Origin of the sequence: Aquabacterium sp. (assembly GCF_021768455.1) — a bacterium.
Classification (GTDB): Bacteria; Pseudomonadota; Gammaproteobacteria; order Burkholderiales; family Burkholderiaceae_C; genus Aquabacterium.
The window spans coordinates 14,864-34,728 of sequence record NZ_JAIZVX010000025.1 but is presented as its reverse complement, the minus strand read 5'-3'; the positions used below and the strand labels follow the sequence as shown (position 1 = coordinate 34,728).

At 68.8% G+C, this 19,865-nt stretch carries 19 protein-coding genes; 7 read left to right on the top strand and 12 right to left on the bottom strand.

Annotated elements, in window-relative coordinates; all coding sequences use genetic code 11:
• The first annotated feature begins 45 nt into the window (after nt 1–45).
• The gene (locus tag QZ994_RS05515) at nt 46–1,071 is read left to right on the top strand and encodes a PEP-CTERM sorting domain-containing protein (protein WP_290869362.1); all 1,026 of its coding nucleotides are present in this window, start codon (nt 46–48) and stop codon (nt 1,069–1,071) included.
• A gap of 94 nt (nt 1,072–1,165) precedes the next feature.
• Nucleotides 1,166–3,076 carry an ATP-binding protein gene (locus QZ994_RS05510; protein ID WP_290869360.1) on the top strand — a complete coding sequence of 637 codons (1,911 nt, stop codon included), beginning with the start codon at nt 1,166–1,168 and terminating at the stop codon, nt 3,074–3,076.
• 17 nt (nt 3,077–3,093) lie between these two features.
• Here the strand turns inward: QZ994_RS05510 and QZ994_RS05505 are convergent, their stop codons facing one another.
• From QZ994_RS05505 to QZ994_RS05495, 3 genes are all read right to left on the bottom strand, one after another.
• The gene (locus QZ994_RS05505; protein WP_290869358.1) at nt 3,094–3,672 is read right to left on the bottom strand and encodes a YceI family protein; all 579 of its coding nucleotides are present in this window, start codon (nt 3,670–3,672) and stop codon (nt 3,094–3,096) included.
• Between the two features lie 80 nt (nt 3,673–3,752).
• The gene (locus QZ994_RS05500; RefSeq protein ID WP_290869355.1) at nt 3,753–4,334 is read right to left on the bottom strand and encodes a YceI family protein; all 582 of its coding nucleotides are present in this window, start codon (nt 4,332–4,334) and stop codon (nt 3,753–3,755) included.
• Nucleotides 4,335–4,415: 81 nt separating this feature from the next.
• Nucleotides 4,416–4,979 carry a cytochrome b gene (locus QZ994_RS05495; RefSeq protein WP_290869352.1) on the bottom strand — a complete coding sequence of 188 codons (564 nt, stop codon included), beginning with the start codon at nt 4,977–4,979 and terminating at the stop codon, nt 4,416–4,418.
• 238 nt (nt 4,980–5,217) lie between these two features.
• Here QZ994_RS05495 and QZ994_RS05490 point away from each other — a divergent pair, with 238 nt between their 5' ends.
• The 3 genes from QZ994_RS05490 to QZ994_RS05480 all read left to right on the top strand — a co-directional run bounded on the left by QZ994_RS05490 (nt 5,218) and on the right by QZ994_RS05480 (nt 9,308).
• Entirely contained in the window at nt 5,218–6,390 is a 1,173-nt protein-coding gene (locus QZ994_RS05490) for a GGDEF domain-containing protein (RefSeq protein WP_290869349.1), read from the top strand.
• A gap of 10 nt (nt 6,391–6,400) precedes the next feature.
• Complete coding sequence (locus QZ994_RS05485; RefSeq protein ID WP_290869346.1) at nt 6,401–7,570, top strand: diguanylate cyclase; 1,170 nt, start codon at nt 6,401–6,403, stop codon at nt 7,568–7,570.
• A 124-nt stretch (nt 7,571–7,694) separates the two neighbouring features.
• Nucleotides 7,695–9,308: an ATP-binding protein gene (locus tag QZ994_RS05480; RefSeq protein WP_290869343.1), complete on the top strand. Its 1,614-nt coding sequence runs from the start codon at nt 7,695–7,697 to the stop codon at nt 9,306–9,308.
• A gap of 25 nt (nt 9,309–9,333) precedes the next feature.
• Here the strand turns inward: QZ994_RS05480 and QZ994_RS05475 are convergent, their stop codons facing one another.
• Nucleotides 9,334–9,855, bottom strand: coding sequence for a flavin reductase family protein (locus QZ994_RS05475; RefSeq protein WP_290869341.1), 522 nt, complete (start codon nt 9,853–9,855; stop codon nt 9,334–9,336).
• A 206-nt stretch (nt 9,856–10,061) separates the two neighbouring features.
• On the opposite strand from QZ994_RS05475, the gene QZ994_RS05470 reads away from it, so the two are divergent.
• Nucleotides 10,062–11,693: a methyl-accepting chemotaxis protein gene (locus QZ994_RS05470; protein ID WP_290869339.1), complete on the top strand. Its 1,632-nt coding sequence runs from the start codon at nt 10,062–10,064 to the stop codon at nt 11,691–11,693.
• Here QZ994_RS05470 and QZ994_RS05465 read toward each other — a convergent pair.
• From QZ994_RS05465 to QZ994_RS05435, 7 genes are all read right to left on the bottom strand, one after another.
• A complete protein-coding gene (locus QZ994_RS05465) occupies nt 11,663–12,463 on the bottom strand; it encodes a trans-aconitate 2-methyltransferase (RefSeq protein WP_290869337.1) in 801 nt (266 codons plus the stop codon). The two genes, QZ994_RS05470 and QZ994_RS05465, sit on opposite strands and share 31 nt — an antisense overlap.
• Entirely contained in the window at nt 12,460–13,371 is a 912-nt protein-coding gene (locus QZ994_RS05460) for a ParB/RepB/Spo0J family partition protein (RefSeq protein ID WP_290869335.1), read from the bottom strand. Before QZ994_RS05460 ends, QZ994_RS05465 begins: the two co-directional genes overlap by 4 nt.
• 38 nt (nt 13,372–13,409) lie before the next feature.
• Nucleotides 13,410–14,192, bottom strand: a complete 783-nt coding sequence (locus QZ994_RS05455; RefSeq protein ID WP_290869333.1) for a ParA family protein — start codon at nt 14,190–14,192, stop codon at nt 13,410–13,412.
• Nucleotides 14,193–14,286: 94 nt separating this feature from the next.
• A complete protein-coding gene (locus tag QZ994_RS05450) occupies nt 14,287–15,054 on the bottom strand; it encodes a hypothetical protein (RefSeq protein ID WP_290869331.1) in 768 nt (255 codons plus the stop codon).
• Nucleotides 15,055–15,062: 8 nt separating this feature from the next.
• Complete coding sequence (gene rsmG / locus QZ994_RS05445) at nt 15,063–15,866, bottom strand: 16S rRNA (guanine(527)-N(7))-methyltransferase RsmG (protein ID WP_290869328.1); 804 nt, start codon at nt 15,864–15,866, stop codon at nt 15,063–15,065.
• Between the two features lie 204 nt (nt 15,867–16,070).
• Nucleotides 16,071–18,164: a tRNA uridine-5-carboxymethylaminomethyl(34) synthesis enzyme MnmG gene (gene mnmG / locus QZ994_RS05440; protein WP_290869324.1), complete on the bottom strand. Its 2,094-nt coding sequence runs from the start codon at nt 18,162–18,164 to the stop codon at nt 16,071–16,073.
• A gap of 256 nt (nt 18,165–18,420) precedes the next feature.
• Nucleotides 18,421–18,546 carry a hypothetical protein gene (locus QZ994_RS05435; protein ID WP_290869368.1) on the bottom strand — a complete coding sequence of 42 codons (126 nt, stop codon included), beginning with the start codon at nt 18,544–18,546 and terminating at the stop codon, nt 18,421–18,423.
• Between QZ994_RS05435 and QZ994_RS05430 the strand changes: the two genes are divergently transcribed.
• The gene (locus QZ994_RS05430; RefSeq protein ID WP_290869365.1) at nt 18,488–18,739 is read left to right on the top strand and encodes a YkgJ family cysteine cluster protein; all 252 of its coding nucleotides are present in this window, start codon (nt 18,488–18,490) and stop codon (nt 18,737–18,739) included. The two genes, QZ994_RS05435 and QZ994_RS05430, sit on opposite strands and share 59 nt — an antisense overlap.
• 27 nt (nt 18,740–18,766) lie before the next feature.
• Here QZ994_RS05430 and QZ994_RS05425 read toward each other — a convergent pair whose 3' ends face one another.
• Entirely contained in the window at nt 18,767–19,780 is a 1,014-nt protein-coding gene (locus QZ994_RS05425) for a sterol desaturase family protein (RefSeq protein ID WP_290869321.1), read from the bottom strand.
• Nucleotides 19,781–19,865: the final 85 nt, after the last annotated feature.

Sequence of the window (19,865 nt, the reverse complement as noted above, 5' to 3'; positions counted from 1 at the left end):
GGCTCTCCAGAATCAAAAGCCTTACAACATGATCAGGAGAGCCCCATGCGCCACCTTGCGCCTTCACCACGCCACACCCTGCGCGCCCTGGCCTGCTGCGCCCTGTCCGCCCTCTGGGTGGCACCGGGCCACAGCTGGGCGGCCAACGACCCGGTGGTGGTTTCGGTCACCACCACGCTGAGCAACATCGGGTATCGCCTGGTCGATCTGGACACGACAGATGGCGTGACACCAACGATCAGCTTCCAGGGCTCCACCTTCCTGAACATCCGGGACCAAACCTGGGACGGCGAAAACGGCACCTATGTGCTCAACAGCCCGAGTTACCAGAATGGCCTCACGCCCAACACCACCATCGTGTACAGCAGCGGCCAGGCGACAGCAACCGCTTCGCCGGACAGCCTGACGGTGTCATCCAGCCTGCGACTTTCAGACCTGACAAGCCATGTCAGCGACAACGGGTTTGGCAATCTCTATGCCTTTCCGAATGAGGCCCAAAGCCTCACCCTGGCCACAAGCACCGACCCCGGCACCTTCGATCAGACCCGCTTCACCCTGTCGGCCAACACAGCCATCGAAATCACCGGCACGGCCACGGTGCAGGCTCGCATCGATGGCAGCAGCCTGAACGCCTGGCTTGCCAGCCGTGGCTACGACGGCGCGAACTGGAACTTGGATCCGCTCTGGAGTGACCAGCACATCTCTCTGGTCTTGACCAGTTACGGCACCCCCTCCGATGGGAGCTCTGAGAACCTGTCGACAGTGCAAGCCAGTCAGAGCCGGTTCGACCCTTACATTGCTGGAACCAGCGATGCAGTGCCCCTGCTGGAATTCAACGCATCCGCGCCCATCTCCCTGCAGTTTGTCAACATGGGCACCCAAGCACTGGATGGCGGCTACGACATCGAAGTCGCCGCCAATGCCAACGCCTATTTCTCGGCCCAGCTTCCCTACGTGGACACGACTGCGCCCATCCCCGAGCCTGCCACCTGGGCCCTGATGGGCCTGGGCCTGGCGGGCATCGGCGCGGCAAGCCGGCGGGCGCAGCCCCGCGCAGCCAGCGCCCACTGAGCCCCACCCGATCGCAGCGCCTTGGCCTGCCCGCTCAAGCCTGCGGGCGGGCCGGCCGATAAGGACAAACGCTTTGTCCTGTGTCACCTGCGCCATGCTTCCCTCCCCCGACCCGGCCCGGGTCACCCCCCACGATCCCGAACTGCACCGCCTGATCCAGGTGGAGCGGGTGCGCATGCTCTTCGGCCCGACGGTGCCGGTGGCCCTGGTCAGCGGTGTCTTTGCCGTGGCCCTGGCCCTGCTGATCGGCCAGCAGGCCGGGTGGGAGCGGGCCCTGCAGTGGGTGGCGGTGTGCCTGGGCGCCTCGGCCTTTCGCATTGCCCACATGCGCGCCTACCAGCGCGATCCGCAACGCGACAGCGCCGCCTGGCTGCGCAGCCTGTGCCTGGTCTGCGTGCTGCACGGCCTGACCTGGGGCCTGGCCGGCGGTTGGCTGATCCCGGCCGACGACCTCGTCACCACCGCGGTGGTCGTGGCCGTGCTCGTGGGGGGCTCGGCCATCAGCACGCTGACGACCCAGGCCCACATGGCGCCCAACCTGGCCATCAACCTGCCCATGCTGCTGCCCCCCGCCCTGGCCCTGGCCTGGCGGCAGGACACCTATGGCTGGTTCGGATTTTTCGGCCTGCTGGCCTTGCTGGGCATGATGCTGTTCGAGAGCCGCCGGGCCGAGCGCCGCATCACCGAACTGCTCTGGTTGCGCTTCACCACCGACCGCATCGCCCAGGAGCGTGCCCAGGCCCTGAAACTGGCCCAGCGCCACAGCGCGGTGAAGGACCAGTTCCTGGCCACCATGAGCCACGAGATGCGCACGCCCCTGCACGGCATGCTGGGCCTGGCCCGGCTGCTGCAACAGCGCCTGCCACGCAAGGCCGGATTGCTGAACGAGTCGCACCAGCAGCTCGAACTCATCGAGCACGCGGGCGAGCACCTGCTCACCCTGATCAACGACGTGCTGGATTTTTCAAGGATCGAGGCCGGCCACCTCCAGGTGGAGCACGCGCCCTTCGAGCTGGGCAGCGTGGTGCACGATGTACTGGGCCTGCTGCGGGTGACCGCGGCCGAAAAGGGCCTGGCCCTGGAAACCGACATCGCCCTGCCCTCGCCATGCTGGGTGATGGGCGACCCGGCCCGGGTGCGCCAGATGCTGCACAACCTGGTGGGCAATGCCATCAAGTTCACCGACGAGGGCTGGGTGGCGGTGAGCGTGCAGCGCCCCCTCCTCGACGGCCAGCCCGGCGAAGAGGTGCTCTTTCAGGTGCGCGACAGTGGCATCGGCATCCCGCCAGACCAGCTGCCCCGCGTGTTCGACGCCTTCCACCAGGTGGACGGCAGCTTTGGTCGTCGCCACAAGGGCACCGGCCTGGGCTTGACCATCACCCGCGAGATCGCCCGCGCCATGGGCGGTGACATCGCCTGCGACAGCATCGTGGGGCGAGGCTCGGTGTTCACCTTGCGCGCCCCCCTGCCCCTGACCGCCGCCATCAGCGTCGACCTGCCCCTGCCCTTGCAGGAGCGCGAGGCCCCTGCGGGCACCGACCCCGACACCCTGGCCACGGCCTTTGCCGACACCCTGCCAGCCACCTTGCCCGCGGCCGCGCCGCCGCACGTGCTGCTGGCCGAAGACAACGCGGTCAACGCCCTGGTGGCGGAAGCCTCGCTGGCCAACCTGGGAATGAGGGTCACTCGGGTGGAGAACGGACGCCTGGCCCTGGCCCAGCTGTGCCAGCCTGGCCGCACCTTCGACGTCGTGCTGATGGACTGCCAGATGCCCGAACTCGACGGCATCGAGGCCACGCGGGAACTGCGCACGTGGGAGCGCACCCATGGCTTGCCGGCGATCCCGGTGATCGCGCTGACGGCCAACGCCATGGGTGGCGATCGCCAGCGCTGCATCGACGCCGGCATGGACGACCACCTCGCCAAGCCCTTCAGGCAGGACGAGTTGCGTCAGACACTGGGTCGCCACCTGCGGGCGCAGGCAGCCGCCCCAGCGCTGATGTGAGGCCGCTGTGAAGCCGCTTACTGCTTGACGGCTTCGACCTGGATCAGCAGCTTGATGTCGTTGGGGATGAAGGGCAGGCCGTAACCCATGCCGTACTCGCTGCGCTGGATGGTGGTCTCGAAGTCGCCACCGCAGACTTCGCGCTGGATGCGGGCGTTCTCGTAGCAGCCGTAGCTGGTGGCCTTCAGGGTCACCGTCTGGGTCTTGCCCAGCAGGGTGAAGTTACCGACCACGGCCGTGACCTTGTCGCCTTCGAAGATGAACTTGTCGCTCACGAAGGTGGCGGTGGGGAAGGCTTCCGAGTTGAAGAAGTCCTTGCTCTTGAGGTGGCCGTCGAAGGCGCCGGTGCCGGTGTTGATGGAGCCGGTCTCGATGGTCAGCTCGACCTTGCCGGTCTTGGCGGCCTTGTCCAGCGTGATGGTGCCGGACTTCTTGTCAAAGCGACCGCGGTTGGTCGAGGTGCCGTAGTGCTTGGCCTCGAAGGTCACGAAGGTGTGGGTCGGGTCGATGGCGTAGGTGGCCGGGGCAGCCTGGGCGGCAGCGGTGGCAGCCAGGGTGGCAGCAGCAACGATGGAGGAAAGGGCGAAACGGCTCATGGAGAACTCCTGGGTTGAACGGTGCATCGTGCACCTGGGGGGACGAGGTGGGGGTGAATCAACAAGATGCGAGCAAGTGCTCACATCGCTGGGACGCCTTGCAGCACCAGCTTGAACTTGACCTGGACGTCGTTGGCGACGATGGAGGTGTCGGACCAGTCGCCGTCACCGATCTTGAAATCGAGGCGCTTGAGGGCGAAGCTGCCGGTGGCGGTGCTCAGGCCGCCGGCCTGGGCGACCTGCACGGGCACGACCAGGTCGCGGGCGCTGCCCTTGATGCTGAGCTTGCCGGCCACCTCGAACTTGCCGCCCCCAAGGGCCTTGATGGCCGTCGACTGGAACTGGGCCTTGGGGAACTTGGGCGTGTTAAACCACTCGGGCTTGGCCAGTTCGGCATCGGTTTCGGCGTTGATGGCGGCGCTGCCCAGGTCGACCGTGAAGGCGATCGAGCTGGTCTGAGGCGATTTGGGATCGAACTTGCTCTGGGCGCTGAAGGCCTTGAAGCGGCCATTGAGCGGCACACCCAACTGCTTGGCCACGAACGTGACCTCGCTCTGGGCGGGCACCAGGGCCTGCGGCGCGGTCTGGGCATGGGCCAGGGGGGCGAAGCTGGCGGCGGACAGGCTCAGGGCGGTGGCGAAACGGACGATGGAAGTGCGCATGACGGGGGTCTTTCAGCCAGCAATGGCGTGAGATGACATGAGTTGGCGGCCTGTGAAGGCAGGATGAGGAAGGAGCGGTGCTCAGCGGCCGGGGCGCATGCGGTCAAGCAGGCCGTCGCGGTCGATGAACTGGTGCTTGAGTGCGGCGCCCACGTGCAGCGCCACCAGCCCGATCAGGCCCCAGGCGGCCAGGGCGTGCAGGGGCTTGATCTGGTCGGCCAACTCCTTGTTGACCGGCAGCAGGTCGGGCAGGGGCAGCACGCCGAACCAGACGATGGGGAAGCCCTTGGCCGAGCTGTAGGCCCAGCCCAGCAGGGGCACCGCGAAGAACAGCAGGTACATCAGGTGGTGGGTGCCGTGGTGGGCCGCACGCTGCCAGCCGGGCATGCCTTGCTCGATGCGGGCCGGCAAGGCAGGCGGGCGGTGCGTGAGGCGCCAGGCCAGGCGGGCCACCGAGAGGAAGAGGATGGTGACACCGGCCCATTTGTGCCAGTTGATCAGCTTGAGCTTGGCGGGCGAAAACGGCAGGTCGTCGAGGTAGACGCCCACCGCGAAGGCGCCCAGGATGGCCAGGGCGAGCACCCAGTGCAGGGCGATGGCGATGCCGCTGTAACGCGCTTCGGACGAAGAAGAAGGGTGGGACATGAGGGGCTCCGTTGGCAGCAGGGGGACACATCCATGCTGCGGTGTGGTGATCAGTGTCGCGGGGCCGTCGTGCTGACAGGTTGAGCACGCTTCACGCTTCACTTCAAGAAATTTGAATGCCGGGGCGTCCTGGGGCCGTCCCTGGGCCTTGTTCATCGCCTGGCGGTGCAAGTCACGACAGTCGGCTCAAGCCCTCGGGAAATCGGCCGAAAGCACACCATCACCCCTGCCACAGGCCATGTCAAGCACTTCCCTGTCACGCCTATCGGATCTGCTTCTGGGCACCGACCCCAAGCAGCGCCTGCGCCTCAAGCGCTCGCTGATGGCGGCGAACGTGTTCCTGGCCTGCATCGCCTTGCAGGCCTATGCGGCCTGGTCGGGTTTCATGGACCCGGGCGATGTGTGGCGGCTGTCTGGCGCGATCGTGCTCAACTGCCTGGCCTTTTACGTGATGCTTCGCTCAGGTTTCAACCTGCGCTTCGCCGACCCGGCCCTGACCCTGCCCCAGATCCTCTCGGCCCTCACCATCATCGTGGGGGCCTACGCCGTGACCGGGCCGGTGCATGGCTCGACCATGATGCTGCTGGCCCTGGTGCTGGTGTTCGGCATCTTCAACATGCGCCCGCGTGGCGCGCGCATCGCCGGGGCCTACACCGTGGCGCTCATGGGCCTGACCATCCTCTACAAGATGGACAGCGACCCGGTGAACTACCCGGCCAAGCTGGAATTCGCGCACTTCGTGCTGACGGCGGCCATCGTGCCCACGATCTCGACCCTGGCCGCCCAGCTCAGCAGCCTGCGCACCCGGCTGCAGAGCCAGAAGGACGAGCTGGCCCAGGCCCTGACCCGCATCCAGATCCTGGCCACCCGCGATGAGCTGACCGGCCTGGTCAACCGCCGCCACATGATGGAGGTGCTCAACCAGCACCAGAAACGCCTGCAGCGCTCGGGACACCACCGCTTCTGCCTGGCGCTGCTCGACATCGACCATTTCAAGCGCATCAACGACACCCACGGCCACGGCGTGGGCGACGAGGTGCTGCGCCACTTTGCCGTGGCCGCGCAATCGGTGCTGCGCGACACCGATGTGCTGGCCCGCTGGGGCGGCGAAGAGTTCCTGCTGCTGCTCAATGACACCACGACCGAGCTGGCCGACGTGGGCCTGCAGCGCGTGCGCGAAGCCATCGCCTCGGCCACGCTCAGCCCGACGGTGCCCACGCTGCAGCCGACCTTCTCGGCCGGGCTGACCAGCTACCACGAGGACGAGCCCCTGGACCTCTGCATCGAGCGCGCCGACCGCGCCCTGTACGAGGCCAAGGCCGCCGGCCGCCACCGCACCGTCATCAGTCAACGCCCCACGCCGATCAAGGCACGCTATGCGGCGCCCCGGGCTTCGGGCATGCCGAGATGAGCCCACGGTGATGCACCCCCTGATCCGCGCTGCGAGCGACCTCGTTCTGGGCCGAGACCCCAAGGTGCGCCGCCGCGTGAGCCTGACCATGATCGCCGTCTATGGCTACCTGGTCAGCTCCGCCCTGCTGGCCTACGCCATGGACATTGGCCTGGTGAAGGTGCAGGAGGGCCGCTGGCTGCAGGCCTACATCTGGGTGGGCATGCCGGCCTTCTACCTGCTGGTGCGCAGCGACTGGTCCAGCCGCCTGGGCAACCCGGGCATGGACCTGCCCCAGTGCCTCTACGCCATTGCCGCCATCCTGTTTGCCTACGCCATCACGGGGCCGGTGCGCAGCTCGGTGCTGATGCTGATCGCGCTGGTGCTGGTCTTCGGCATGTTCACGCTCAATGCACGGCAGGTGGTGATCATGGGGACGGCCACGGTGGCGGGCCTGGGCGTGGTCATGATGACCATGGTCTGGCTCAACCCGGCGGACTTCGACCCGCGGCTGGAGCTGATCAAGTTCGTGCTGGCCGCCTGTACGCTGCCAGCGGTGTCGGCCGTGGCCTTTTACGTGGCCCAGGTGCGCGAGCGGCTGATGGCCCAGCACCAGGAACTCAGCCACGCCCTGGCCATGCTGCAGGAAGTGGCCACCCGCGACGAGCTCACCGGCCTGTGGAACCGGCGGCACATGACGCAGCTCATCGAGGCGCGCATCCAGCGCCAGCAGCGCGAAGGCGTGGGCTTCTGCCTGGCCCTGATCGACCTGGACCATTTCAAGCAGATCAACGACCAGCACGGCCACCAGGTGGGCGACCAGGCCCTGCGTGCCTTCGCCGACGGCGCCCGCCAGGTGCTGCGCCAGACCGACACCCTGGCCCGCTGGGGCGGCGAGGAATTCCTGCTGATGCTGGACATGCCGGAGCCCGGCATCGAGGGCGGGCTGGTGGCGCTGGCGCGCATCCGGGAGGCGCTGCAGGCGCCGCTGAAGACGGTGCCCGGGCTGCGCATCGGGTTTTCTGCCGGGCTGACCGAGCATCCCGTGGGCGAGCCCCTGCACGCCACCCTGGAGCGCGCCGACCATGCGCTCTACGCCGCGAAGGCCGCCGGCCGCCAGCGCACCGAGGTGCTGCCCGCGCCGCGCACGGCGTCCACCCGACCTCAGGGAAAAGCACTGGCCGAGCCACGCCAAGTGTGAGACAGTGACATCCTTGCCGGGGCAGCGCCACCGCCGCGGCGAAAGCAGTGGAGGTGGGGGACCAGGCCTGCATGGCAGCCCGGTTCACCGAGGGTGGTGTCCCGGATGTGATCCCGCAGTTCCCATGTCATGTGCTGCACGCGACGCCCTTGATGCGTCCCTGAACGAGCTGTCGTCCCTGCACGACCCCTACCGGCAGATTTTCGAGGCCGCCGGGGTCGGCATCGCACGCGTCTCGGTGGCGGGCAGGCTGGACGAAGTCAACCACCGCTATGCCGAGATCGTCGGACGCCAGCGCAGCGACCTGATCGGCCTGAGCGTCTCGGACATCACCCATCCGGACGACCTCGCCACCGACCAGGCCCAGACCGAGGCCACGCTCAGTGGCGCCCAGGGCCGCTACAGCATCGAAAAACGCCATGTGCGCCCCGATGGCCAGGCCGTGTGGGTGCTGCTGACCGCCGTGCTGCTGCGCGACGACCAGGGCCGCCCGCACCAGTTCATCCAGGTCATCGAGGACATCTCCGAGCGCCTGCGCATGCAGGCCGCCATGAGCTCGGCCCAGGCGGCCGAACGCGCCAGCGAGGCCAAGACGGAGTTCCTCTCGCGCATGAGCCACGAGCTGCGCACGCCGCTCAACGCCATGCTGGGCTTTGCGCAGCTGCTGCGGGTCGACCCCCGCCACCCCCTGGTCGATGCCCAGCGCCAGAAGGTGGCGCACATCGAACGGGCCGGCGCCCACCTGCTGGCCATGCTGACGGACGTGCTCGATCTGTCCCGCATCGAGGCCGGCAGCCTGCCCATGGCCATCGGGCCCATGGCGGTGCACCAGGCGCTGGACGAGGCCGTGGCCCTGGTCAGCAACCAGGCCACCGCCAGCCAGCTGAGCCTGCAGCTCACCCAGCCCGACACCTCGCTGCACGTGCTGGCCGACCACACCCGGCTGCGCCAGATCCTGGTCAACCTGCTCTCCAACGCCATCAAGTACAACAAGGCCGGTGGGCGCGTGATGATCGAGGCGCTGGCGGTGAACGGCCAGGTGGCGCTGGCCGTGAGCGACACCGGCCAGGGCCTGAGCCCGGAGCAGACGCAACACCTCTTTGAACCCTTCAACCGGCTGGGCGCCGAACGCACGCCGGTCGAGGGCACGGGCATCGGCCTGGTCATCGTCAAGCGCCTGGTCGACCTGATGCACGGACGCATCGAGGTCTCCAGCCAGCCGGGCGTGGGCAGCGTCTTCCGCGTGTGGCTGCCGCAGTGCGACCCCGTAACCCCGCTGCAGGACGGCGGCCCCGACAGCCGCCCGGGCCGCGGTGGCCGTTCGCTGTTCGGCCAGCTCGACGAGGGCGGCCTGGCCCCCAGCCTGAACCTGCTTTACGCCGAAGACAACGCCGTGAACGTCGAGCTGGTGCGCCAGGTGCTGCGCATGCGGCCGCAATGGCACCTCGAGGTGGCCCGCAGCGGCCGCGAGGCCGTGGAAATGGCGCTCTCCAGCCCGCCCGACCTGCTGCTGCTGGACATGCACCTGGGCGACATGAGCGGCCTGGAGGTCTCCGACCTGCTGGCCTTCAGCCCCGCCACCACCGGCATCCCGAGGGTGGCGCTCTCGGCCGACGTCATGCCCGACCAGATCAAGGAAGCCCGCCAGCGCGGCTTTGCCGACTACCTGACCAAACCGCTGGACGTGGCCCGCCTGCTGCACCTGCTCGACCACTGGGCCGCGGTCGAGGCGCGCTGAGCCTCGGGCGCTGCGCGCGCCCCGCTCAGAGCGCCAGGTTGGTGACGAAACGGCCGCCGTGGTAGACCAGCGGCGCCGCGCCGATGCGGCGGCGGCAGTGCGTGACCTGGCCCACGAAGATGAGGTGATCGCCCGCCTCGTGCTGGGCATGGTGGGCACATTCGAAGACCGCGATGGCGCCGTCGATCACCGGCGCGCCGCTCAGGCCGGGCTGCCAGGCCACGCCCTCGAAGCGGTCGGCACACTTGCTGGCAAAGCGCTCGGCCAGGCCGCGCTGGTCGGCCGACAGCACGTTGATGGCGTAGTGCGTGGCCGAGCGCAGGCCCTGCATCGAACTGGAGTGGCGCGCCAGGCTCCACAGCACCAGCGGGGGGTTCAGCGAGACCGAGTTGAAGGAGTTGGCCGTCAGGCCCAGCAGCCGGCCATCGGCGTCGCGCGCCGTGACGATGGTGACGCCGGTGGTGAACTGGCCCAGGGTCGCGCGGAACTCTTCGCTGGTGAACGGAGGGGCGATCGGCGTGTCGTCGGATGGGGTCGTGGCGGTCACTGGCTGGGCACTCGGGCGGGAAAGCCCTGAGTTTAGGCCCAGGCCCCTCGTCCAAACGGCGGATGGCACCGAATTGCCGCCGGACGAACAGGCTTATCGGGGCTATGGCGACACAGGCGTCCCGGCACGATGGCTCACCCCTCTGGAGAGGTCAGGCGGCCGGGTGGCCGGCCCCAAACTCCAGCCCGACCTGCCTGGAGTTGCGCATGCTGCCGTCATCCCTGCACTGGAAGCTGTTTTCGATCGCCCTGCCCACCACCCTGTCGACCCTGCTGGTGCTGGCCATGGGCCTGCACGGCGCGCGCAGCCTGGACGATGCCGCCCGCCAGACCTTCGTCGCCAAGGACGTGGTGGCCGACATCCTGCCACCGCCCATGTACCTGATCGAGATGCGCCTGGTGCTCTCGCAGGCGGTGGAACAGACCCTGCCCCTGGCCGAGGCGCAAAAGGAATTCACGCGCCTGAAGGGCGAGTACGAGGCCCGTGTCGCCTACTGGCAGGCGCATCCGCCCCATGGCCTGGAGCGCGAGCTGCTGGGCGCCCAGCACCGTGAAGGCCAGCGCTTCATCCAGGAAGCCGAGCAGGCCGTGCTGCAGCCCCTGGCCCAGGGCCAGGCCGACACCGCCCGCTCCGGCCTGGCCCGGGCGCACGCCGCCTACCAGGCCCACCGCCAGGGCGTGGACCAGACCGTGAAGGCCGGCAGCACCTTCGCCGAATCCTCGATGCAGCACATGGACGAGACCACCGCCGCCGTGCGCTGGCAGAGCGTGGCCCTGGCTGTCGCCCTGCTGGCCCTGGCGGGCGTGCTCTACCAGCAGGTCTCCGGTCGGCTGCTGTCGCGGGTGCGGCGCGGTGTGGCCCTGGCCAACGAGGTGGCACAGGGCAACCTGAAGGCCTCGATGGAGACCCGCGCCAAAGACGAACTCGGTGAGCTGGCCCAGGCGCTCAACACCATGTGCACCAGCCTGTCGGACACCGTGGGCGATGTGCGGGGCAGCGCCGTGGCCGTGGCCGCCGCCGCCAGCCAGCTGGTGCAGGGCAATGCGGAGCTGGCCAGCCGCAGCCAGCGTCAGGGGCAGGACCTCTCGCGCACGGTGGACGCCGTGGGCACCATGGCCGACTGCGTGGCCCTCAACGCCCAGACGGCCGAAGACGCCCAGCACTGCGCCACCCAGGCGGCGGTGGTGGCCGGTCAGGGCGGCCAGGCCGTGCAGAACGTGGTGCAGACCATGGACGAGATCCAGGCGTCCAGCCAGCGCATCTCCGAGATCATCGGGGTGATCGACGGCATCGCCTTCCAGACCAACATCCTGGCCCTCAACGCCGCGGTGGAAGCTGCCCGGGCGGGCGAACAGGGCCGCGGCTTCGCGGTGGTGGCCAGCGAGGTGCGCTCGCTGGCGCAGCGCTCGGCCACGGCCGCCCGCGAAATCAAGGGTCTGATCACCACCAGCGTCGACAAGGTTCGCGAGGGGCACACCACCGTGAAAGAGGCCGGCTCGACCATGGCCGAGGTGGTGGCCCAGGTGCAGCAGGTCAAGGACCTGATCACCCGCATCAACGAGGCCGGACAGGTGCAGCGCCAGCAACTGCAGGCGGTGCAAGGTGCCATCGACGCCCTGCACCAGGACGCCAGCCAGAACCTGGGCCTGGTCTCCCAGAACGCCCACGCCGTGCAGGCCCTGAGCGAACAGGCCCAGCGCATGGGCGACTCGATGCGCGGCTTCCAGGTGCGCACGCCCTCGCAAGGCTACCGGACGCAGGCGTTCACCGAGGTGAGCCCCCTGCCCTCATCGACCCATGCGGTGGCTCAGCGCCGGCCCTTGCTGGCCGCCTCCTGAGGTGCCGGCACCGGCTGGTAGACCCAGACCGGTCGCCCGCCCGGCAGGCTGAGGCGGGCGTGGGGCACCAGGGGCTGGCCGGCGTCGTTGCGGGCCTCGAATTCCAGGCTGACCAGCCAGGCGCCCGGGCGCATCTCGGCACGGGCCTTGGCCAGGGCGCGGGGCATGGTCTCGGGCCGCTGGAAGAGGTAGACCAGGCCGCAGCCTGACCAGTCGCCCGCCCACATGTCACCCCGGCGCACGCGGGCCCAGGGGCAGCGCAAGGCGGCCACGGCCCACCACAGCCAGCTCCATTCCACGCCCTCGAGGCGGGCCTGGGGGTAGGCTGCACGCAGCTCGCGCAGGCCATCGCCCATGCCGCAGCCGGCATCGAGCACGGTGGCATCGGGCGAGGCCAGGGGCGCGTGGGCGGCCAGGTCGGCCAGGGCGCCCTTTGGCGTGGGGAACACAGGTGCGTCGCGCCAGGCGTTGAGCGGGTAGGCCAGCATCAGCAGGGCCAGCGGGGCCAGCCACACCCAGGCCGGCAGGCCGGCGCCCTGCCCCATCGCCAGCACGCTCAGCGGGAAGCCCGCCGCCACGAAAACGCGGCGCCAGGTGGTGCCCGCGACCGCCGGGATCAGGGCCAGCGAGGCCCCCAGGGCCGTGGGCAGGGCCAGGGAGGCCCACAAGGGGGCGCTGGCGGCCCGCAAAGCGTCGGCCAATACCCAGGCCGCCCCCCAGCTGGCCAAAGCCGGCACGGGCCATGTGAAGGCCCGGCGCCAGCCACTCACTCGGCGGCGCCGCCACGCAGGCGGTCGATCAGGCCATTGAGCTCTTCCAGGCTGCCGAACTGGATGGTGACCTCGCCCTGCTCGCCGCGCTTGGTGCGCTTTTTCACGTTGATCGCCACGGCGGCGGTCAGCAGGTCGGAGAGCTGCTCTTCGATGCGCAGCACGTCGCGGCTCTTCTCGTTTTTCACGCGCAACAGCGGGGTCTGGCGACCGGCGCCCTGCACCTTGGCGACCAGCTTTTCGGCCTCGCGCACGTTCAGCTTTTTGGCCACCACCTCGGTGGCGGTGGTGATCTGCTGGGCCTTGTCCAGCGGCAGCAGGGCGCGGGCGTGGCCCATGTCCAGGTCACCGGCCATGAGCAGGGTCTGCACCGGCTCGGCCAGGTTGAGCAGGCGCAGCAGGTTGGAGGCGGCGCTGCGCGAGCGGCCCACAGCCTGGGCGGCCTGCTCATGGGTGAGGCCGAACTCGCTGGTCAGGCGCTGCAGGCCCTGGGCCTCCTCCAGCGGGTTGAGGTCTTCACGCTGGATGTTCTCGATCAGGGCCATGGCGGCCGCGGCCTCGTCGGGCACGGCCTTGACCAGCACCGGCACCTCTTGCAGGCCGGCCAGGCGGGCGGCGCGCGAACGGCGCTCACCGGCGATGATCTCGTAGCGGCCCGCGGCGGGGTCGCCCACGGGGCGCACCAGGATGGGCTGCATGATGCCCTGGGCACGGATGCTCTCGGCCAGCTCGTAGAGCGAGCCCTCGTCCATGCGGGTGCGGGGCTGGTACTTGCCGGGCTGCAGCACATCGAGGCGCAGCACCGAAGGGGCGCCATCGGGCGTGCTGCTCGGAACGGGGTCGTTGACTTTGGGGCCGAGGAGGGCCTCCAGGCCCATGCCCAGGCCTTTGGATTTTTTGGTCGCCATGGCTCGAATGGATGTGGTGGGTGGGCGAGGTGAACGCGTCAGAAACCGGCCGTGCCCTGGGCCACGCGCTGCACCAGCTCTTCGGCGAAGGCCACGAAGGCCTGGGCGCCCTTGCTGCTCGGGTCGAACACGACGCCGGGCACGCCATAGCTGGGCGCTTCGGCCAGGCGCACATTGCGCGGGATCACGGTGTTGAACACCTTCTCGCCAAAGTGGCCCTTGAGCTGCTCGCTGACCTGCTGCTGCAGGGTGATGCGCGGATCGAACATGACGCGCAGCAGACCGATGAGCTGCAGTTCGCGGTTGAGGTTGGCGTGCACCTGCTTGACGGTGTTGACCAGATCGGTGAGGCCCTCGAGCGCGAAGTACTCGCACTGCATGGGCACGATCACGCCATGGGCGCAGGTCAGGCCATTGAGGGTGAGCAGGCTGAGGGAGGGCGGGCAGTCGATCAGGACGAAGTCGTAATCGGCGTTGGCGGCCTCGATGGCGGTTTTCAGGCGGCGGTCGCGGCGCTCCAGCGTGACCAGCTCGATCTCGGCGCCCGACAGCTCGCGGTTGGCACCCAGCACGTCGTAGCCGCCCTTGGGGCTGCGCACGCGGGCTTCGGCAATGCTGGCCTGCTCCAGCAGCACATCGTAGACGGAGGCTTCCAGGGTGCGCTTGTCCACGCCCGAGCCCATGGTGGCGTTGCCCTGGGGGTCCAGGTCGACGATGAGCACGCGCTGCCCGATCTGGGCCAGACCCGCGGCCAGGTTCACAGTGGTGGTGGTTTTGCCCACCCCGCCCTTTTGGTTGGCAATGCAGAAGATGTGCGGCATGGGCGCATTATCCCTGCACGCTTGTGCATCCGCCGCACACACCCTCTGCACACCCCTGCAGCCGTGCCCCGGTGTGTGGCGGGATGACCCCGGTTCAGCGGGTCGCGGTGCGGCGGCGAGGCGCTTCGGCTCGGGTCGACGCAGACCCCTGAGCCTTGCGCGAGGTGCGCTCAGGGGCCTTGGGCGACACCTTGGCTGACACCTTTGGCAGAGGCTTGATGGCGGGCTTGGTGGCCGCTTTGGTGGCCGACTTGTTGACAGGCGGCTTGGCCTGACGCGAGACCGCCTCCTTGCCCTTCACCTTGCCGGCCCCCTTCTCACCCTGGGTCGGCGCCTTGCGAGCCACCTTGGCATCGGTCGGGGTGCGCGACACGGCGGGCTGGCGATCGACCACCGCACGCCGGGCCGGCGCCTGGGCCACCGCGGCGGCGTCCCCACGGGTCGACACCGCCTGTGCCCCGCCACCCCGCCGGGTGGCCACGGTCTGGGCGCCCTGCCCCACGGCCCGAACCGGGTTCGCGCGGCGACCCTCGGGGGGCCGCGCCACCACCGGCTCGATGGCCTTCGTCGGCACCGTCACGGGCGCCTTCGCGGCGGCCTGGACCCGCGCCTGGACAGGCACCGTCACCGCAGCGGTTCTGGCCGGCGCAGAGGGCGCGGCCACGGGCTTGCCCGCACCGGGCTTGATCGCCTCCTCGCTGAGGATGTCGCTGACCGGGTCGGGCGGCACCTCGCGCGCGGTGCTCAGCACCGGCGCCACACCCCCCGACACGCCTTTGGTTTGGGCCAGGCTGGGCCCTGTCACCCCACCCAGGCCGAGGGCCAGGCAGAGCGGTGTCCACACCCACATTGCAGTTTTCATGGGCGGGGTCAGGCAGCAGCGCAGGGGCGCATCCAGATCAGGCAACGCTCGGCGTCCAGCTGCGGCACCTGGAGTTGTTCCACGTGAAACACCTCCACGTCGGCAGGCAAGGCGGCCTGCTCGTCTTCGGGCAACTTGCCTTTCATCGCCATCCACACGGCACCCGGCGCCAGGAGGGACCGGGTCAGGCCCACAAAATCAGGCAGCGAGGCAAAGGCCCGTGAGGTGATCAGGTTGAAGGCCGTTTTCAGGGTCTCGACCCGGGCGTGCTCGGCCCGCAGGTTGGGCAGGCGCAGTTCGGCCGCCACCTGCCGGATGAACGCCGCCTTCTTGCCGACGGTGTCCACACAGGTCACCTGCACTTCCGGGCGGCAAATGGCCAACACCACCCCAGGCAGCCCGCCGCCACTGCCCACATCGAGCAGGCGGAACCCACCCTGGCCGGCTGGGGCCCCGGTCGCCGCTCCAGCCTGCGCCTGCGCATCGGCCAGGTGCCGGCCCAACGGCGCCAGCACCGCGAGGCAGTCGGCCAGGTGGTGGCTGAGCATGTCGGGCGCGTCGCGCACCGCGGTGAGGTTGTAGGTGCTGTTCCAGTGGTGCAGCATCACCATGTAACGGGCCAGCAGGTCCTGCTGGGCCGGCGAAAGGCTCAGGCCCAGGGCCTGCTCCACGGGCGACACGGCCGCCTGCCATTCGGCTTCACGCCAGGTGACGATGGGCTGGTAAGCACGGGCTGGCGGACGCTGGGCGCCTTGCGTCGGGGCCTTGCTGTCGGAAGATCGCGGGCCGTTGCCGCGGAAACGTGAGGTCATGGTGACTCCATGGGGCGCGCCTCGAACACGAAGGCAGGCCGGTGGAAAAAGGTCAGGACGGGATGATGCCGGAGGATCCGGGGGACGTCGGCGGCCGCCCGCCCTCCCCTGTGCTCGTCATCCGCTGTCGTCATCAGCCAGGGCGCGCAGCCCGCAGACACGTGCCGCGCTGCGCACCTCAGGCAAGGCGGTCCGCCAGCGAGATCAGGCCGCCTGGCCGTCCGTCGCCCGGTCTGCAGCCGGCAGCTCCTGCTGCGTGAAGCCCTTGAATCGCCCCTTCTTCAGGTGGATCAAGAGGAGCGAGATGGTCGCCGGGGTGATGCCGGAAATGCGCGAAGCCTGGCCCAGGGTCTCAGGGCGATGCTTGTTCAGCTTCTGGCGGGCCTCGATGCTCAGGGCAGAGACCTGCATGTAGTCCAGCTCGCTCGGCAGCCTCATGCCCTCGAAGTGGGCGGCACGCTCCACCTCTTCGTTCTGCTTGTCGATGTAGCCGGCGTACTTCACGCTGATTTCCACCTGCTCGGCCACGGCATCGGCCAAGGTCTGACCGAACTCGGCCACCAGGGCCGCGCGGCCAGAGAGCGGTGTTTCACGTGGAACATCGCCCTCCTCTGCCGCCGCGGCACCCTTCAGCGCACGCTGGTTCGCCGCCGCCAGATCGGCCACGGTGTGCACCACATCGAAGTCCACACCCGGGCGGCGCAACAGGTCGATCAGGCGGTACTCGTGCTCCAGGGCCTTGCCCAGCAGGCGTTCGGCATCGGCCGCAGGCAGCGTGGCCGGCCGCACCCAGGTCGACTTCAGCCGTTCTGTTTCACGTGAAACAGCGTCGCGCTTGCGGTTGAAGGCGTCCCAGCGAGCATCGCCCACCAGGCCCAGTTCACGGCCGATTTCGGTCAGGCGCATGTCGGCGTTGTCTTCGCGCAGCTGCAGGCGGAACTCGGCACGGCTGGTGAACATGCGGTAAGGCTCGGTCACTCCCTTGGTGATCAGGTCGTCGACCAGCACCCCCAGGTAAGCCTGGTCACGGCGGGGCAACCAGGCCTCGCGGTCCTGGACCTGCAGCGCGGCGTTCAGGCCGGCGAACAGGCCCTGGGCCGCCGCCTCTTCGTAACCCGTGGTGCCGTTGATCTGGCCCGCAAAGAACAGGCCCTGGATGGACTTGGTCTCGAAGCTCGACTTCAGCTCGCGCGGGTCGAAATAGTCGTACTCGATGGCGTAACCCGGGCGCAGCACGAAGGCGTCTTCCAGACCAGGCATGGAGCGCAACGCCGCCAGCTGGATGTCGAAAGGCAGCGAGGTGCTGATGCCATTGGGGTAGAACTCGTTGGTCGTCAGGCCCTCGGGCTCCAGGAAGATCTGGTGCGAGTCCTTGTCCGCAAAGCGGTTGACCTTGTCCTCGATGCTGGGGCAGTAACGCGGTCCCACCCCTTCGATCACCCCGGTGAACATCGGGCTGCGGTCAAAGCCCGAGCGGATGATGTCGTGCGTCTGCGCGTTGGTGTGGGTGATCCAGCATGGCAGCTGGCGCGGGTGCTGAGCGGCAGAACCCAGGAAGCTGAACACCGGCACATCCGGGCCCGTCGGCGCCGACTCGCCCCAGCGCCCGACCAGGCCCACGCCATCACCAGGCTGTTCGCTGAGCTTGCTGAAGTCGATGCTGCGCCCGTCGATGCGCGGCGGCGTGCCCGTCTTCAGGCGGCCCTGCGGCAGCTTGAGTTCCTTCAGGCGCGCCGACAGCGTCACCGCGGGCGGGTCACCGGCGCGGCCGGCCGGGTGGTTCTGCAACCCCACATGCACCCGCCCATCGAGGAAGGTGCCAGCCGTCAGCACCACGGCCTTGGCCTTGAAGCGGATGCCCACCTGGGTGATGGCGCCCACCACGCGCGCTCCTTCGCCGTCCCCCTCCACCATCAGGTCGTCCACCGCCTGCTGGAAGAGCCACAAGTTCGGCTGGTTCTCCAGACGCTGGCGGATGGCGGCCTTGTAGAGGATGCGGTCGGCCTGCGCACGGGTGGCGCGGACCGCCGGGCCCTTGCTCGCGTTCAGGATGCGGAACTGGATGCCGCCTTCGTCCGTGGCCTCGGCCATGGCCCCGCCCAAGGCGTCGACCTCTTTCACCAGGTGGCCCTTGCCGATGCCGCCGATCGAGGGGTTGCAGCTCATCTGCCCCAGGGTCTCGATGTTGTGCGTCAGGAGCAGGGTGGCGCAACCCATGCGGGCGGCCGCCAGGGCGGCTTCGGTGCCGGCATGGCCACCGCCGACCACGATCACGTCAAATTCTTTGGGATAAAGCATGGGAGCGCCGCTTTCAGGGCTGGGCAAGGGAGAGGGCTGGCTCGGGCAGGCCAGGCCCCACACGGGGTGCGCACGCGCGCCTGGCTTGCCTCATTTTTGAGCAACCTTCCATTGTACTGAAATCACCCTGTCTCGGGGACCTGGCCTGGGTGCCGCGCCGCCCTGCGCCCCCGGTATCAGATGCACAGCGCGACAAACTAGGGATGGTTGTCCAAACCCGCCTCCCATAAAGTGGTGACGTTCGCTGTCGTCACGATCACAAAATCAGGGTTGCTTCTTTCCACGGGCGACGAGCGACAATCCCGGGCATGGCGTCTTCCACCATGTCCTGCCGACCAGGCTGCGCCGCCTGCTGCACGGCCCCTTCCATCAGTTCACCCATGCCGGGCTTGCCTCAGGGCAAGCCGGCTGGTGTGCCCTGCCCTCACCTCGACGCCGAACTGCGCTGCGGGCTGTTTGGCCAGCCCGAACGACCCGCCGTCTGCGGTTCGCTGCAACCCAGCGAAGAGATGTGTGGCGACAGCCGCGAGCAGGCCCTGCGCTGGCTGGGCGACCTCGAAGCCGCCACGCGCTGAAGCCCCCTCTAGGCACGCACCCGGGGCTCAGGCCCTCCGGGCCGTCGCCCCTGCCTCGAACCAATCCTCCGGGGGCACCCCGGCCGGCTCGCCAGTGAGCGCCTGCATCCGGGCGCGCAAGGCATCGGTCGTCAGCCCCTTGCCATCGGGCGACCAGCCGGGGGGGCCGAACAGATGGCCCCAGAGCGCACGCGGGCTGCGCACGGTCAGCAGGTCCCGCCCCATCGCCAGCCATTCGGCCAGGCAGATCCGGATCGCCGTGTACGAGGTCTGCGGCTTGACCAGGCCATAGCGGATCACCACCCCCTCGCGCTCGGGCACATAGGTGCCAAAGAGCCGGTCGAACAGCATGATGGTGCCGCCGTAGTTGCAATCGAGGTATTCCACGTTGGCCGCGTGGTGCACCCGGTGCGCCGAGGGCGTGTTGAAAATGCCCTCCATCCAGCCCAGCTGGTCGACCATGTCGGTGTGGATCCAGAACTGGTAGACCAGGTTCAGACCGTAGGACAGCAGCACCGCCTCGGGCGAAAAACCCAGCAGGCACTGCGGCGCAAAGAAGACGAAGCCACCGCTCACCTTGCCCGTGATCGACTGCCGGAAGGCCGCGGCCAGGTTGTACTGGTTGCCCGAATGGTGCACCTGGTGCGAGGCCCAGTACCAGCGCACACGGTGGCCGGCACGGTGCAGCCAGTAATAGAAGAACTCGGTGGTGAAGAACATGGCCACCCAGCCCCAGGCGGTGTCCATGGGCACGGTCCAGAGGCGGTGTTCGTACATCCAGGCGCCAAAGGGCAGCGAGGCGCCCAGCACCACGCCCATGGGCAGGGCCTCGACCACCACGCGCCAGAGGTTGATGCGCACCGTCGTCCAGAACGCCCGCCAGTCGTAGACACCGCCCGCGGCACGCCGCCCGATCCACCAGCCCTCCAGCGCCGTGACGCCCACCGCCGACAGGCCCAGCACCACCATCATCCACTGGACCACGTCCAGCCGGGCCAGGGCGGCCGTCAGGGTTGAACTCAGCTGGGCGACATCGGGCATGGTGGGGCGCGCTCTGAAACAGGTACGCCACCATACCGGCCACCCCCGGCCCTTGTCGCGGGGGGAAGCCCTTCCGTTCTGCGTT